At 62.8% G+C, this 14,175-nt stretch carries 12 protein-coding genes and 1 pseudogene; 1 reads left to right on the forward strand and 12 read right to left on the reverse strand.

The genetic code is table 11. The features are described 5' to 3' along the window. Positions 1-6: 6 nt before the first annotated feature. The 4 genes from FV220_RS03850 to FV220_RS03865 form a co-directional block, all read right to left on the reverse strand. Complete coding sequence (locus FV220_RS03850) at positions 7-378, reverse strand: DUF3768 domain-containing protein (protein WP_147829763.1); 372 nt, start codon at positions 376-378, stop codon at positions 7-9. Then, positions 375-1,001: a hypothetical protein gene (locus tag FV220_RS03855; protein ID WP_147829764.1), complete on the reverse strand. Its 627-nt coding sequence runs from the start codon at positions 999-1,001 to the stop codon at positions 375-377. The genes FV220_RS03850 and FV220_RS03855 overlap by 4 nt, the downstream gene beginning before the upstream one ends. 310 nt (positions 1,002-1,311) lie before the next feature. After that, positions 1,312-1,971, reverse strand: coding sequence for a response regulator transcription factor (locus FV220_RS03860; protein WP_147829767.1), 660 nt, complete (start codon positions 1,969-1,971; stop codon positions 1,312-1,314). Further along, positions 1,968-3,374, reverse strand: coding sequence for a histidine kinase (locus tag FV220_RS03865; RefSeq protein ID WP_246689375.1), 1,407 nt, complete (start codon positions 3,372-3,374; stop codon positions 1,968-1,970). The genes FV220_RS03860 and FV220_RS03865 overlap by 4 nt, the downstream gene beginning before the upstream one ends. A 221-nt stretch (positions 3,375-3,595) precedes the next feature. Between FV220_RS03865 and FV220_RS03870 the strand changes: the two genes are divergently transcribed. Next, the gene (locus FV220_RS03870; protein WP_147829771.1) at positions 3,596-5,398 is read left to right on the forward strand and encodes a methanol/ethanol family PQQ-dependent dehydrogenase; all 1,803 of its coding nucleotides are present in this window, start codon (positions 3,596-3,598) and stop codon (positions 5,396-5,398) included. A gap of 335 nt (positions 5,399-5,733) precedes the next feature. On the opposite strand, the gene FV220_RS03875 is transcribed toward FV220_RS03870, so the two are convergent. From FV220_RS03875 to FV220_RS03910, 8 genes and pseudogenes are all read right to left on the reverse strand, one after another. Then, positions 5,734-6,843, reverse strand: coding sequence for an FAD-binding domain-containing protein (locus tag FV220_RS03875; RefSeq protein WP_147829773.1), 1,110 nt, complete (start codon positions 6,841-6,843; stop codon positions 5,734-5,736). A 294-nt stretch (positions 6,844-7,137) separates the two neighbouring features. Further along, positions 7,138-8,838 carry a DUF927 domain-containing protein gene (locus tag FV220_RS03880; RefSeq protein WP_147829775.1) on the reverse strand — a complete coding sequence of 567 codons (1,701 nt, stop codon included), beginning with the start codon at positions 8,836-8,838 and terminating at the stop codon, positions 7,138-7,140. A gap of 183 nt (positions 8,839-9,021) precedes the next feature. After that, positions 9,022-9,825 (reverse strand): hypothetical protein, encoded by an 804-nt coding sequence (locus FV220_RS03885; RefSeq protein WP_147829777.1) that lies wholly within the window; start codon positions 9,823-9,825, stop codon positions 9,022-9,024. Between the two features lie 159 nt (positions 9,826-9,984). After that, positions 9,985-10,359 carry a hypothetical protein gene (locus tag FV220_RS03890; RefSeq protein ID WP_147829779.1) on the reverse strand — a complete coding sequence of 125 codons (375 nt, stop codon included), beginning with the start codon at positions 10,357-10,359 and terminating at the stop codon, positions 9,985-9,987. Between the two features lie 119 nt (positions 10,360-10,478). After that, positions 10,479-11,249, reverse strand: a complete 771-nt coding sequence (locus tag FV220_RS03895; RefSeq protein WP_147829780.1) for a hypothetical protein — start codon at positions 11,247-11,249, stop codon at positions 10,479-10,481. Next, the gene (locus FV220_RS03900) at positions 11,227-12,393 is read right to left on the reverse strand and encodes a site-specific integrase (protein ID WP_147829809.1); all 1,167 of its coding nucleotides are present in this window, start codon (positions 12,391-12,393) and stop codon (positions 11,227-11,229) included. The genes FV220_RS03895 and FV220_RS03900 overlap by 23 nt, the downstream gene beginning before the upstream one ends. Before the next feature lie 652 nt (positions 12,394-13,045). After that, a pseudogene (locus FV220_RS03905) lies at positions 13,046-13,520 on the reverse strand (transposase); the annotation flags it as partial. 202 nt (positions 13,521-13,722) lie between these two features. After that, positions 13,723-14,145: a hypothetical protein gene (locus tag FV220_RS03910; protein ID WP_056143830.1), complete on the reverse strand. Its 423-nt coding sequence runs from the start codon at positions 14,143-14,145 to the stop codon at positions 13,723-13,725. Positions 14,146-14,175 lie beyond the last annotated feature (30 nt).

Below are 14,175 nucleotides of genomic sequence, written 5' to 3' on the forward strand. Positions count from 1 at the left end.
CCATCATCAGTACTCCTCAGCGAGCATGATGGTGAGGATGCGCACCGTCACCGCCGGGTCGGCCGGGTCAGGCGAGTGCCCGACCATGGCGCGGTCGTAGGTGTCGATCTTCCAAAAGCACCGGTGTCCAGCGAGATCGAAGGCGCCGAAATCATGCTCGCCATACGGATCGTCGTTCGCACCGAATGCCGCGAACGATTTCACCGCCACCTCGGCCTCGCGCCGGTGCTCCTCTGGCAGGGTGGCGATCCCGCGCGACAGCATCACATGGCCGCCGGCAAAGCTCCGGCGGAAGGCATCGTTGAGGCCACGCACCCGGTCGGTGCGGGTGGTCGAGGCGGGATCCGCCTCGACGCTGTTAGGGGCAAGCCGACTCATGCCCCTGGCTTTGCGCCCTGAACCGCAACGGGCGGGAGCAAGCCAAGCTCGCTGCGATGCCGGGTGATCAGCGGATCGTCGGGCCAGTCGCGCCACTGAAGCTCGAAGGCGTCGTCGGCCTTCGTGTACATGATGATCGCCTCGAACCAGCCCTCCGACGGGCCGGCGCAGGCCAGCACGAGGCAGCCTCGTTCGATGTCGGGCCAATCGGCGGGCGCCTTGAAGCGGCCGCCAGGGCCTCCGGCGCCCGCAGCGCCACTTGCCCCGCCCCCCGACGCCGGAGGGGCGCCAGTGGCCTTGGCCGAGGCCCTGACGGGCACGGCAATATCGGGCAGGCCCGCCGCCGCGACGAGCTGGTCGAACACCTCGGCTTTGACGAACGGTACGAAGGCTTTGCCACTCCCGAACAGGCGCCCCAGCGGCAGGCCGGCGGCGAGGCTGTGGTGGGTGTCATTGCTGATCTCGAGCACATGCATGCCCATCAGGTCGGCGGCGCGCTCGGCCTCGGCCTTCTCCCCGGCGGCAAATCGTGAGGCGTGTGGGCGGTGCCGTTCGTCGCGGCCGAACAGGATCAAGCCGGGGGGCACGGCGGTGGGTGTGCTGGTTGCGGTTTCCAGGGTCATCAAACAGCTCCAGAAACGACGAAGGCGGCCCGGAGGCCGCCTTGCGTTGAGTGTGAGGGGGAGGATGCACCCGCCTGCTGTCGGTGAGGCTCGGGTAGTGGCAGGCGTCGCAACAGCAGGGGCATCGGGGGCATCCGGTTAGCTGCGAAACAGCCCGCAGCTAACCTCACATTATAAGATTATCGTCCTAATGTCAAGCTTAGGTTTGTTTTCAGCTGGCGCAGCTGCCTATGAGTTGTACGGCCGTGTCTCTTTGATAATAGCGAAGCAGTGGCAGCAACGAGCAAACTCTTGTCGTTCTGCTTGTGCGTCAGGCTTTGTCGGGTAATCCACTCGGTCGGATGAGGCCCGCGGCAATTGCCAGCCAGACGAGATGCGCGTCATTGCGGGCACCCAGCTTCGCCTTGATGCCATAGTGGTAGTTCTGAATGGTTTTGGGGCTCAGGTTGAGTGCCTTGGCGATGGCCTCCGTGGCCATGCCGGATGCCACGAGTTGAAGCACCTCGACTTCCCGGGGGCCGAGCTCGTCGAGCGGCGAGCGCTTGCCGCTGAGACGTTCCGCTGCAAGCTCCTGTGCGATATCGGCGCTGACTGCCTGTCCGCCGCGTGCCACGATGGCCACCGATCTAACCAGTTCCTCGGGGGCGCTGCTTTTGGTGACGTAACCCGAGGCTCCCGCCTCGAAGGCCTTCAGGGCGTAGGCCGCCCCCTGATGCATGGTGAACACCAGGATGCGGGCGCGCGAGTCCCATTGCCTGATGTGACGGACCCCCTCCAGGCCGCTAGGCCCCGGCAGCGACAGATCCATGATCACCAATGTCGGTTTCATGGCCTTATATGCCCGGTAGGCGTCGGATGCGGTCTCCGCCTCGGCCACGACACGGTATCCAGGTTGACGCTCCAGTAGACGACGATACCCTTCCCGAACGACAGGATGGTCATCGACGAGGAGGATGCCGGTCTCGCTCATGCGGCCAGCCCTTCCAGCTTCATTTCGGGAGGGATCTTCCTATCGTTCCGTGGGCTTGAATGATCGGCCTCCGACGGACATGGAATCGTCGCTTCGATCCGTACGCCGCCTTGGGCGGGGACGATGGCCAGAGTTCCGCCGAGAGCCCCGATCCGCTCGCGAATGCCGAGAACGCCGTGGCCGCTGCCGGTCTCCACCAGCGCCGCGTCGCCACCGCCGTCATCCACGATGCCGAGCGTCACCATGTCCGGCGTCCGAACAAGGCTCACATTCACCTGAGTCGGCTTTCCGTGACGAACTGCATTGGTAAGGCACTCCTGCACGATCCGGTAGATGCTGAGCGCAACCGGTGCGCTCAATGTCGAGAAGTCACCGGCGAAGCTCAGGCTGAAAGCGGCGGGCTTCGCGCTTCGTCCCTCCCATGTCGAGACGAGGCGGCGGAGGCTGTGTTCCAAGCCGAACTCGTCGAGGTCGGGGGGCCGCAGGCGTGCCAGCGCCCCTTTCAGCGTGCCCATCATATGACGGGTGATCCGGCTGATCGAGCGGGCGTCGTCACGCAACTCCGAACGTTCGCCAGCCTCGGCTTCGATTGCGCTCGCCAGGGCTCCCGTGGCGGTCAGACATTGTCCGAACTCATCATGAAGCTCACGTGCGAGTGCACGGCGCTCTTCTTCCTGAACGGCAAAGAGGCGCCGGGTCAGCGCCGTCCGCTCGGCCGTAGTGCGCTGGAGACGCTCGCTCAGGGCATTCACGGCACGCGCGATGCGGTCGAACTCCCCGGCTCGGAACGGGGGCAGGCGGGTGGAATGATCGCCCCTCTCCATCTTGCCGAGGCCACGGGTGATCACCCGCGCCGGCTGTAGTGCGACACCGATCACGAAGGTGGCCAGGATAGCGATACCGCCAGCCATGGCGGCGGCGGCGGCCATCAGCACCCGCACTTGTCGCCAGACCTGGCGCACGGCCGCGCCCCGGTCGGGCGTAGTGACCACGATCCCCGCTTCCCTACGATTCAGGATCACCGCGCGGCGGATCGGCGGGATCACTCCGAAAGCCTCGCGATACAACGTTTCGAACCACGCCGGAGCGGGCCTACCCGCGGTCTCCAAGCCACTGCATTGCTGAAGCGTGGCCTCGCCCTCCCATGTCAGGGCGACGCAGTTCCCGGGGCTGATGAATCGCAGGGTGTGCGAGCTGCGCCAATCCGGAAAGGCATATTTGGCGGAGCGACCGGCGCTGCCGCGCCAGGTCAGTTCCCGCCAGGCGAGTTCCTGCGCTTCACGGACCACCCTGTCGGCGGAGGCCGCGGTCTCCTCTCGGATGCCTTGGTGCACCTCGGCGACGACCCAGGCTGTGGCACAGGCCAAGCAAAGCATCACTACGCCCAGGACGCGCAGGATCAATCCGATGAGCAGACCCATGCCGTGGTGTTCCCCGCATCCAGCGAGGGAGAGGGACGCAACTGCCGGATGCTGGCAAGTGGTCAAGGTCACGATCAGGCAAAATGCCCGACTGCCGACGGGGATCCTGCCCTACCAGGGGACCGGGCGGGCCAATAGCGTTTCCGTCGTCGGGCTGCTCCGCGAGACAGTCGAAGAAGGCAGCCGGCGACGGGAGGAATTCCATGAAACATGCTTGCCTTCTCGGCTTGGGCCTCGCGGTTGCGAGTGCCACCGCCGGGCTCGCCAATGACGACGTGCTCAAGCGCAGCCAAGACCCCAACCAGCAGGTGCTGCAGACGCTCGACTACGCCAACACCCGCTACTCGAAGCTCGACCAGATCAACGCCGGGAACGTTAAGAACCTGCAGGTCGCATGGAATTTCTCCACCGGCGTCCTGCGCGGCCACGAGGGCTCACCGCTCGTCATCGGTGACATGATGTTCGTCCACACTCCCTTCCCCAATATCGTCTATGCCCTCGACCTCAACAACGAGGGCAAGATCCTCTGGAAGTACGAGCCGAGGCAGGATTCGTCCGTGATCCCGGTCATGTGCTGCGACACGGTCTATCGCGGCCTGGCCTATGCGGATGGCGCCATCATCCTGCATCAGGCCGACACCACCCTGGTCTCATTGGACGCCAAGTCCGGCAAGGTGAACTGGTCGGTCAAAAACGGGGATTCGAAAATCGGCGAGACCAACACCGCCACGGTGCTGCCGGTGAAGGACAAGATCATCGTCGGCATCTCCGGTGCCGAGTACGGCATTCGCGGCCATATCACCGCCTACGATGCGAAGACCGGTAATCGCGTCTGGCGCGGCTACAGCGTCGGATCCGATGACGATATGATCGTCGATCCGGCGAAGACGACGTCGCTCGGCAAACCGATTGGTAAGGATTCCTCCCTGAAGTCCTGGGAAGGCGATCAGTGGAAGACCGGCGGCGGTGCGACCTGGGGCTGGTATTCTTACGATCCGAAGCTCGACCTCGTCTATTACGGCACTGCCAACCCCTCGACTTGGAACCCGAAGCAGCGCCCGGGCGACAACAAGTGGACTATGGCGATCTTCGCTCGCAATCCCGATACGGGCATGACCAAGTGGGTCTACCAAATGACCCCCCACGACGAATGGGACTACGACGGCATCAACGAGATGATCCTCACGGATCAGAAGATCGACGGCAAGGAGCGCCCTCTCCTGACCCACTTCGACCGTAATGGCTTCGCTTACACCTTGGACCGCGCCACGGGTGAGGTATTGGTGGCCGAGAAGTTCGATCCGGTGGTGAACTGGGCCTCGAAGATCGACCTAGACAAGGCGTCGCCTACCTATGGCCGCCCCCTCGTCCAGGCCAAGTTCTCCACCGACCAGAACGGCGAGGACACCAATACGAAGGGCGTTTGCCCAGCCGCGCTCGGCACCAAGGATCAGCAGCCCGCTGCATTCTCGCCGAAGACCCAGCTGTTCTACGTGCCCACCAACCATGTCTGCATGGACTACGAGCCATTCCGGGTGAGCTACACGCCGGGCCAGCCCTATGTCGGTGCAACCGTCTCGATGTACCCGGCTCCCAACAGCCACGGCGGCATGGGTAACTTCATTGCCTGGGACAACCTGAAGGGCCAGATCAAGTGGTCTAACCAGGAGCAGTTCTCGGTATGGTCGGGTGCTCTCGCCACCGCCGGTGACGTGGTGTTCTATGGGACCCTCGAAGGCTACCTGAAGGCCGTTGATGCGAAGACCGGCAAGGAACTCTACAAGTTCAAGACGGCCTCCGGCATCATCGGCAACGTGATGACCTACACCCACAAGGGCAAGCAGCACCTCGCCATCCTGTCAGGTGTCGGTGGCTGGGCCGGCATCGGCCTCGCAGCCGGTCTCACGGACCCGAATGCCGGGCTCGGCGCGGTGGGTGGCTACGCTGCCCTGTCGAGCTACACCAACCTCGGCGGTCAGCTGACGGTCTTCACGCTGCCGAACTGACCGACCTCAACTCGATGCATCCGCTCTGTCGGGGCGGATGCAAGCACTGTTCTCCCGCGCAGTGACCGCTGTCCGGAGGAATGGCGTGTCGCCCTCGCGCCAACGACGAAGAGGGCTGTTTGCGACAGTAACTGATCCGAACCTGCGTGGGGCGTATGTCCTTCACTTTGTCGTCGTACGGTAATGGATCGGCGGGCTTTCGGGCCCGCCATTTTTTGGCTGAAGCCAGACGCCCAAACGGGCAGCGGGGCGCAAAGGCACATAGCAGACACCAACTACCGTTTGCATAAGCGAACTCTATCACGCGTCTCCGCCAACCGATCTGCGGATCGCTGTTATATGAGCCGAGGGATGGCTTTCCTCAGCCGGGAGTAGCCGCCGGTGGCCAACGGCCACGCCTGTTCGTCCCAGGCCCGGCGAAGGCGCAAACACCCCTGTGGCAGCACCATCGCCGATGGTCCGACCGGGGCCCATGCGGTCACAATCGGCAGGCCGCCGAACCAGTCCTTTTCGATCAGGGATGCCGGGCATCCGAAATAGGCTTCGGCTCGCACCAGGGCATCGGCCATCGCAGCCTCGTCCGCAGCCCTAACCAGGTCAGACGCGCCGTCCGCATGGGCAACGAAGCCGCCGACGCAGGCGACCCGCGCGGCGCCGAGGGGCAGGCTTTCCGGGTGCAGATCGTCGAGGTGCAGGAGGAGCGCAACCTTGCCCTCCGGCTCGGCATCGCCGGCCGGCGGAAGTGCCACTTCTCGCGGCGGCATCGGCTCGTCGAGGGCGTCGGGGTACTCATCGAGGCCGACCGGATCGAAGCGCCCATCGGTGTAGCGACGGATGTTCTCGGCGCGGGCGACATAGTGCTTGCCCCGGGTGTGCAAGCCAGCGACCCAACGCCAGGACAACGTGTTGCTGGCCGGATCTCCATCGACGAGGTGGCGCATGAAGAAGTCAGCACCGAGGGCCCAGGGCAGGCGCAGGGTGAAGATCCAAATCGAGGCGAACCACATGCGCGCGTGGTTATGGAGCCACCCTGTCTCAACGAGTTCGCTCGACCAGGCGTCAAAGCAATCGATGCCGGTCCGCCCCTCAATCGCAGCCGCGTAGGTCCGCCGCAGGCCCGGTTCGGCAGCGAGCCGCTCGTGGCCCTCGGCGGCCAGTGCGAGATAGTCCGTCCAGGCGGTGGGATGGGTTTCCAGGTGCCCCTTGAAATAGGTCCGCCAGAATATCTCGCTGACGAACCGCTCGGCCCCCTCGTCACCGAAGGCAGAGATGGCCGCTGCAACGACCTCGGCTTCGGTGATCAGGCGCCGACGAAGGTAGGGTGAGAGAGCCGAGGTCGTGGACCTCCCTTCGGGTCCGAGGTCGAAGTTGCGGGACCCGGCATACTCGGCTGCTCCATCGTCAAGGAAAGCAGCGAGGCGTTCGAGTCCGGCGGCACGGGTCATGGGGAAAATGCGATCCATGACCGTGAGCTAGCGCGCGACTGGGAGAAGCCGATGCGACCGATTCCCGAGGGTAACGGGCACCCACATCAGAGCCATACCCTTGGGAGCATGACATTTGGCTCAGGTCGGCCATCTTTGCCAAAAGCTATGTGTTTGGTGCCGATGTAAGATCTTAACCCCTGCGGCTGCCGCGCGGGGCAGTAGCGACTGCCGCGGCGGGGTTGCGCTTACATACAAAAATACCCCCGGCGCCGCTTACGGCGCCGGGGGTCCGTAATCAGTCTTAGATAAGGCTTAGAACGCCCGCTCCAAATCAGCGAAGCCGCCGGGCAGGTAGACGCTGATCGAACGCTTGCGGGAGGTATCAGGCCAAGTCACCTGACGCTGAGCCCACTCAATCGAGCGGCCAGTGGTCCGGTCCCGGCCGTGGTTCAAGAACCCCTCAGCGTCGAGCCATTCGAGGACCCGTTGCCTCCGCAATTCCGACCGAAACCACCGCGTGAAAACCTCGGATCGAACCACGAACTCGAGACCTTCATTCTTGATCTGGCGAAAGCCATCCGCGTTGTGCATGAGTCGCAACTGCTTGCGAGTGCACGTCTCGGTATCCAAAACGCTGGCGCCACTAAGCTTGGCCTTCAAGGCCTTCAGGTCGGCAATGAGCTCAGCTTGCGGATTGGGGATCTCCGCAAGCGCCGCCAAACATGCCCGCTTCAAAGCCGCGCCGAGTCGTTTCATGTCCAGTGGAAGAACACCCGCAGCGATTGCCAAAAGGCCGCCCGCATAAAGGACGCCAAACTTCGCCACGATATCACGTTCAACCGGTGACATCGTTGGCCGCGCTACGGCCACTTCGAAGTTCGCCACCAGAATTCGAACCACCTCTTCGACAGCCTTGTGTTGTCTAGCGAGCCATTGGGTATAGGTGCTGAAGGCAAGGCCGCGGAAGTTAGGCAGGCCCTCCCGCAAAAGCTGAAACTGCTTCTTTTCCCAGGCGGCGAGATTCGACCCAGTGAGGGTCTTGGGCGCCAAATCGAAGATGGTTTGGGATCCGTTGAAGAGCACCGGGACGCCAATGAGCCGAGCCGTCTCCCCCTCATCGCGGGTCTCGCCCTTCCGCGCCGCCCAAGCGTCGGGCGAGTGCTCGGAGGACATAAGTGGCAGAACCTGGAAGGTTGCCGTCGCCCCACCATCACTACCGGCCCAACTCGGGTGACGGATGATGTCCTGCCCGTTCATCAGCCCATAAGTCGTCTCGCGAACCACCTCATAGACATTGTTCTTTCCACCTCGTGCGGTGCCGATCTCGTTGATCGGGATCGCGTGGTCATTGAAAGCGACCGCAACCGACAGAAGACCGCTGACCGTGGCATTCAGACTGGGCAGATCCTCTTCCTGCCCATAGCCTAAGGCTGATGCACCAGCGAGCTGAGCCGTGGATTTCCCCGAACGGCTGGGGCCGAAAAGCACAAGCCCAAAGTTCGGGCGCAGCGCGATCTTGAGGAGCGGCGCTGCGAAGATGGCGGCCAGTGCGATCATCATTGCCGTCGAGAAGCGCGCGATCTTGATCAGTGCTCGCCACCCGTCGAGGTCACCGCGATCCTGCATGTGACCGGTGCTCCCAGCGTAAGCTCCGGTCGGCGGCAAAATCGCTTCGGCGTCGTCGCGCCCTGACACAACGGAACGGTGTGTCACGAACGTGCTGGCGTCCCGCCAGCCGTTGCGAGCGGCTCGACGAACGATGGGGGCATCGGCCGCGATGGCGAATGCGATGATACCCTGACGCTCGGTGGTCGAGGGTCGCTGCGCGCCCTTCGCAAGCAAGTAGCGAGCGACCGCTGCAACACTCTGCTCCTGACGGGGAACAGTGGCCTGTATGACCGCCCCCTCGATGCCCGGCGCCTCGTAGATGTCGTACCAGGCCTGTTCGCCCTCGTCGTAAAGCTGATTGATTTTGCGGATGCCCGCGGTGGTCGTGGGGTTGTCGGTTGACATGATGGGTCCTTCGATCTGGTGGTCGGACTGATTTTCGATGTTGTCGGGTCAGCTCACGCACGGGATGCACGGGATGCACGGGCTTTTCGCTGACAGGGTGGGGTAGGCGCCGGGCACGCCATGGAAGACGGCGCCGTGGCAGGGCGGACGGGGGTTGCAGTTCCCCCTCCCGCCTAACCGCCCCTAGGGCCCGTCTCTCACCCAGTTGAAGCCACCCAGAGCCCGCTCGACGGCATCGTCATCGATTCCGCACCCGATGACCCGGCCAGCCAAGCCGAGCTGATGCTCAACCATGGCCAGCTCATCGGCCTGAACCGCCCGCAACCCACGGGGAGTGGTTTTGGTGCTGGGACCGCCGCTGGCGTTCAGCCGGTGCTCGTCCCAGTGGGTCACCCGCCGGCCGCGGTCGGGCTTGAGCGCGTAGCGCTCGGCGACCCCGCTGGCATCGATAGGTTCAAACCAGACCGGTCGCTTCACCCAATCGGATCGCGGGAACGCAAAGCGAAAGGGCGCTTGCTGAGCCTGGGAGAACCAATCGACGGCGAGCCCGGCCGCGTGCACGCACCAGTGCGGCGGGGGACCCTTGCCGGTCAGATCCTCATTTAAGGAGATGTCGAGGCTGAAAATGCTGGGGGTGATGCCGCTGGCCACAGCGGCAGCCCCCACTTCAGCCAGAACCCGCCGACAAACGGCCACATCCAGCTCACCCGGCAGGACGCAGCCCCAGCTGGGCACCACCGTGATCATGGTCATCCGGCCGCGCATTGCCCGTGCGGGCCCGCGAACGAATCGGTCAGCCAGATCCAGGGCAGCGAGTTGGAGACGGCCGCCGCACTCGGTGCAGGCACCGCTCAGGCAGGGATCGGCTTCGGTGCAGGCAACGAGGCTCGCAGCGAGCTGGCGCTCAGCGTCGCTGCCGTTCTTCAGCCGGCCGATCAGTCGCCGTCGGTTCTGGTGCCGAGCCGTAAGGTAGTTGGGTTCAGGCATGCGGGATCCTTGGCAAAAGCTGCCCTGCCGGCCGGGAGGCCGGTTGCTTTGGGTGCGGGTGGTTTCAGGGGGAGTGGGGGTAGAGCTGCTGGCAGGTTTCGGGTTGCCAGCGTGCTCGATGTTACTTGTGCGGTGCAGGTTTACCTGCCGTAAGGCGGACTACTCCGCCGCCACCTTGGTGGCCTCGCGGGCCGCGCGCTCGTAGTCGAGGATGTCCTGAACGCTGAACCGCATCGCTCGCGGGCCGATGCGGACAGGCATCGGCAACTGGTTCTTCTTCTGCTTCAACCAGGAGTGCATCGTGCTGTTGCTGATTTGCAGCCTCGCCTGCACCTGCTTGTAGGTGGCGTAGCCCTCGGCCGGGAACGCAATGGGCTCGGGCTTGGACTTCGGCTTCACCGGCTTGTGCGGGGCGGAGCCCGCCTTCACGGTCTTCAACGGTGCCGTCGCGACCTTCGGCGGCTCGTAAACAACGTAGCCGTTGGGTAAGAAACCTTGGGGCTTGGGGTTTTCGGGCTTGGCGTTGTGATCCATCGGACCCTCCAGCTTATTGGACAGGGTCGGACATCAATCACCGCACATGACGGTTTGCGAGCGAATCCTAGGACACGATTGAGCATGATTTTGATGGCTCATTGTGTCTTCGTTCAGCGTTATAGCCGCTCCTTGCCCTCGCCGCGCCCTTCTGCTTGTTCCTTCTCCCACGCGAACCACGCCCTCAGGCCCGTTTTGATTGGAGGTAACTCCAACGTAGGATCAATGGCTTGCATTGCCGCCTGAACAAACAAGGCATCGAGGGAGGCAAACTCGTTTTTTCCGGCTGTAAACTTGCTGTTTGCACCACGTTCCGTTTCCCCATAACTGCGCAAGAAAGGTTTGTTTGTAAGCCGCTCCCGAACACTGACGATGCCGCCGCAAGCATTGCGTATTGATGCTTGCGTTCGTTTTGATGCTTTGCGACTGACGAGTAGATCGATACTCGTTTGAATGTCTTTTGCCGCAAGTAAGGCATCATTGAATGATCGCGGGGATAATGGCCGCTTCAGTATCTCACTGACAATTTTGCCGCTAAGCCCTCTTCGGGCAACGGGCGAGAGGCTTTCCATCCCTTGGACCAGGGCATCTGCATGAGCTTTGAGCTTGCCAAGCTCAGCTTTGATGGAGCCGGCAGTTGCCCTGTCATCATGCTCCTTTTCAGACCAATAGCGAGCCGATGTATGACATAAACCTTGCAGGGTCAGCTGTCGATTATCTCGCCATTTATCCTGGGTAGCCGCAGAGTTTTCATAGCTGACAAAACCTCGAAGAACAAAGTAAGCCCGGCGCGTGCTCGCCTTTTCCGCGGCCCTATCGCGAAAGAGCTTGAGGCCTAAATTCGGCTGTAGCTCAGGGAACGCATCGCTAAGCTGTTTTTTGTTGGTCATGAGAAATCGTAGCGCCAGCTATGTATGCCGCCCAAGCTTCCATCATCTCGCGCCGCTTAGCCAGCAGATCACCTCGCCGGTAGGCCGCCTCGACCCGGTTCTCCACGGCATGGGCGAGTGCCATCTCAGCGACCTCGCGAGGCAGGTTCGTTGCCTCAGCTGCCCAGTCGCGAAATGACGACCGGAAACCATGGGCCGTGATCGGCACTGCCATCCGGCGTAGCGCCATTAGAAAAACCATGTTCGATAGCGGCTTGGTGCCCGAACGACCCGGGAAGATGAGGGCACTGCCGCTGCCCAGGGCTTTCGACCGTGCCAGCACCTCAACCGCCCGACTGCTGAGTGGAACCCGGTGCTCGCGTCCCGCTTTCATGCGGGTTGGCGGCACCGTCCACAGTGCCTCGCCGTCGTTGACCTCGGACCACGCGGCACCGAGCACCTCACTGGTCCGAGCCGCCGTCAGAATCAAAAACTCGAAGGCCAATCGTGCAATTTCCCCTTGCTCGCTCGACTCTCGTAGGCGAGCGACAAAGGCGGGAACCTCAGCATAGGGCAGCGCCGCATGATGCTCCTCGCGCTCACCTTGCTTCGGCAGCCCACGGCTAACCCCGTCAATCGGATTGTCGCCGCTGCGATAACCGGCGGCCTTGGCCCAATCGAGCACGGTGCCTATGCGCTGGCGGACCCGCCGCGCCGTCTCGGGCTTCGTTAGCCAAATCGGTGAAAGGGCGCGAAGCACGTCAGGAGTTTCAACCTGATCGACCCGTCGGCTGCCGAAAAAGGGATTCGCGTAGGTTTCGAGCGTGGTCTTCCACTGAGCGGCGTGCTTCGCGTTGTTCCAAGAGGGTTTGTTGTCATCGAAAACCCGAATGACCGCTTCGGCAAAGGTTGGGATCGTCTCGACAGGCTTGCGCCGTTCGGCGAGGGGGTCGCCGCCGTCCCGAGCCGTTTTGCGATAAGCGAACGCCTTTTCGCGGGCTTCGGCCAGCGTGACAAGGCTGGCCCCGCCTAACCCGATATCGCGCCGGGTGCCCTGGATAACGATCCGCAAGAGCCATCGTTTTGAGCCGGATGGCTCGACAACAAGGTAGAGGCCATGGCCATCTGCGTACCTGCCTGGAGCCTTAAGCGCCCGAACCTGCAAGGCGGTGAGCGCCCTTTCAGGATGGCGGCCTTTTCGCTTTCCTGTAGTGTCCGTCGAACTCATGGCACCCACATTTTCGACCACACTTTATGTGGGGTATAGGCGGATAGCAATGGACAAGCTAGGATATTGGTGAAAGGCTAAAGCATTGATATGTCAATGCTAATCGTACCGTGTCGGCTAATGCTGTATATCGATAGGGCGGTCACCCCTTCCGCCAGATATCAGAGCTGCAAGGTCGTCCGTGGTTTTCCGGGTTGTCGAACCCGTTGAGCTGACACCATATTCCGCACTGACGTGGTCGCATCGGGGTGCGCCAGGACTGCCAAGGGCACACGTCGTGCTTGGGCACTGTCGTGCAGGGGCCGGACCGTGCCCACCATCAACAAGTTGACTGCCAAGCAGATCGCGACGCGACCCCTCGGCTTGCACAGCGACGGTGGCAATCTCTACCTTTCGGTGCGTCCAGGCGGATCGCGCCAATGTGGCCTGCCCCCATGCGGTGGCCGAAGTTCGAAGTTAGGGCATCGTCGGTCGCGTGACGATGGCGGGGTGAGCGAGCGGCGCTGATCCGCTCGGTTCCGTTGGCCAGATGACGACCTCCGGCGCAGGTGGCTGGTATCCGAGCGAGGAGTGCGGACGGATGCTGTTGTAAGGCCGTGATCCGACGGTAGCCGTAGCGTTCATACTGCCAGAGCGAGGGCGACGATGGCGGTCGTCGGTGCGACCTCGACCGCGACGGCAGTCCTGCGCTGCGTCGAACGATGCCGGCCCAGGACACGGCAGGCGAAGCGTTCCGACACGCCGCGCTCGGCAACGACGTAGTCGACACAAGCCTGGCGGCGAGCCGGGCTCAGAAGTTTTGCTGGCGCTGCCCTTTGGGTCCCGAAGCCGCCTCCGTGAGAATGAGCGTCTCCAGGGTCAGGTCGGCGATTGCCCGACGAAGTCGTTGGTTCTCGGTCTCCAGGGACTTCAGCCGCCTGACCTGATCGCCCTTTCAGGCCGCCGTACTCGGAGCGCCAGCGATAATACGTGGCGTCCGTCACCTCGCTGGACCGAATTGCTTCAGCGACCTTGCGGCCTTGCGAGACCAAGACATCGACCTGGCGCAGCTGAGTGTCTCTCAAAAAACTCCCGCTGCGCTGTCGTGCGCGGAGCGAGAACCGACCGTGGTCGGGAATTTTGTGAGGCACTCTTAGCGACAATTTCTTCAGCCGTATGATTCCTCCGCCCCATGATGACATCCTCCACACGGTGCGAAGCCATACTTCAGGGAGGACCACTTTTCAGGTGGCAGGCCAATATACGTCGATGGAGTACAATTCGCGCTCACCGGCTTGTCATGAATTTATATGCTTGAGCAACGGCATGGTCCTTCGACTCTGCGAAATACATCGGGATTGGAAACGCCTTCGAGAGCTTGTCTGCTTGCTGTCGAAGCACAGCACGCCGTGAAACATCGGGTTCAACGATGAAGTACGCGCGGCAGACCTGGGCAAACTCATGGAGATGCACCTTGAGCCATGCGGCCTGGGCCGCGCGTTCCTCCGCGGTCTCGTCTCCGCCTGAGGCGGTCGTGACGATCGCGAACGCCCTCTTGTCTTGGATGAGACGGTCGAGCGCATCATGCTGCGAGCGCAGCCGGTCGGGGGTGCCCGGTGGCGGCAGGTCGAGCACGACGACCGGCGGCGCATCGAAGCTTTGACCCAGATCGTCTTCGGTCGGCACGGAGGAGCGTCGTCCTTCGGTCATTCCGTTTTCCCGTCAGAATACGATGTCTCG

Source organism: Methylobacterium sp. WL19 (genome assembly GCF_008040005.1).
GTDB classification, from domain to species: Bacteria; Pseudomonadota; Alphaproteobacteria; order Rhizobiales; family Beijerinckiaceae; genus Methylobacterium; species Methylobacterium bullatum.

What these genes read in the sequence shown, in the direction of transcription:
- FV220_RS03870 (WP_147829771.1), top strand. Translation starts at nt 3,596, where the DNA reads ATGAAACATGCTTGCCTTCTCGGCTTGGGCCTCGCGGTTGCGAGTGCC.
- FV220_RS03910 (WP_056143830.1), bottom strand. Translation starts at nt 14,145, where the DNA reads ATGACCGAAGGACGACGCTCCTCCGTGCCGACCGAAGACGATCTGGGT.
- FV220_RS03860 (WP_147829767.1), bottom strand. Translation starts at nt 1,971, where the DNA reads ATGAGCGAGACCGGCATCCTCCTCGTCGATGACCATCCTGTCGTTCGG.
- FV220_RS03880 (WP_147829775.1), bottom strand. Translation starts at nt 8,838, where the DNA reads ATGTCAACCGACAACCCCACGACCACCGCGGGCATCCGCAAAATCAAT.
- FV220_RS03875 (WP_147829773.1), bottom strand. Translation starts at nt 6,843, where the DNA reads ATGACCCGTGCCGCCGGACTCGAACGCCTCGCTGCTTTCCTTGACGAT.
- FV220_RS03850 (WP_147829763.1), bottom strand. Translation starts at nt 378, where the DNA reads ATGAGTCGGCTTGCCCCTAACAGCGTCGAGGCGGATCCCGCCTCGACC.
- FV220_RS03855 (WP_147829764.1), bottom strand. Translation starts at nt 1,001, where the DNA reads ATGACCCTGGAAACCGCAACCAGCACACCCACCGCCGTGCCCCCCGGC.
- FV220_RS03890 (WP_147829779.1), bottom strand. Translation starts at nt 10,359, where the DNA reads ATGGATCACAACGCCAAGCCCGAAAACCCCAAGCCCCAAGGTTTCTTA.
- FV220_RS03885 (WP_147829777.1), bottom strand. Translation starts at nt 9,825, where the DNA reads ATGCCTGAACCCAACTACCTTACGGCTCGGCACCAGAACCGACGGCGA.
- FV220_RS03895 (WP_147829780.1), bottom strand. Translation starts at nt 11,249, where the DNA reads ATGACCAACAAAAAACAGCTTAGCGATGCGTTCCCTGAGCTACAGCCG.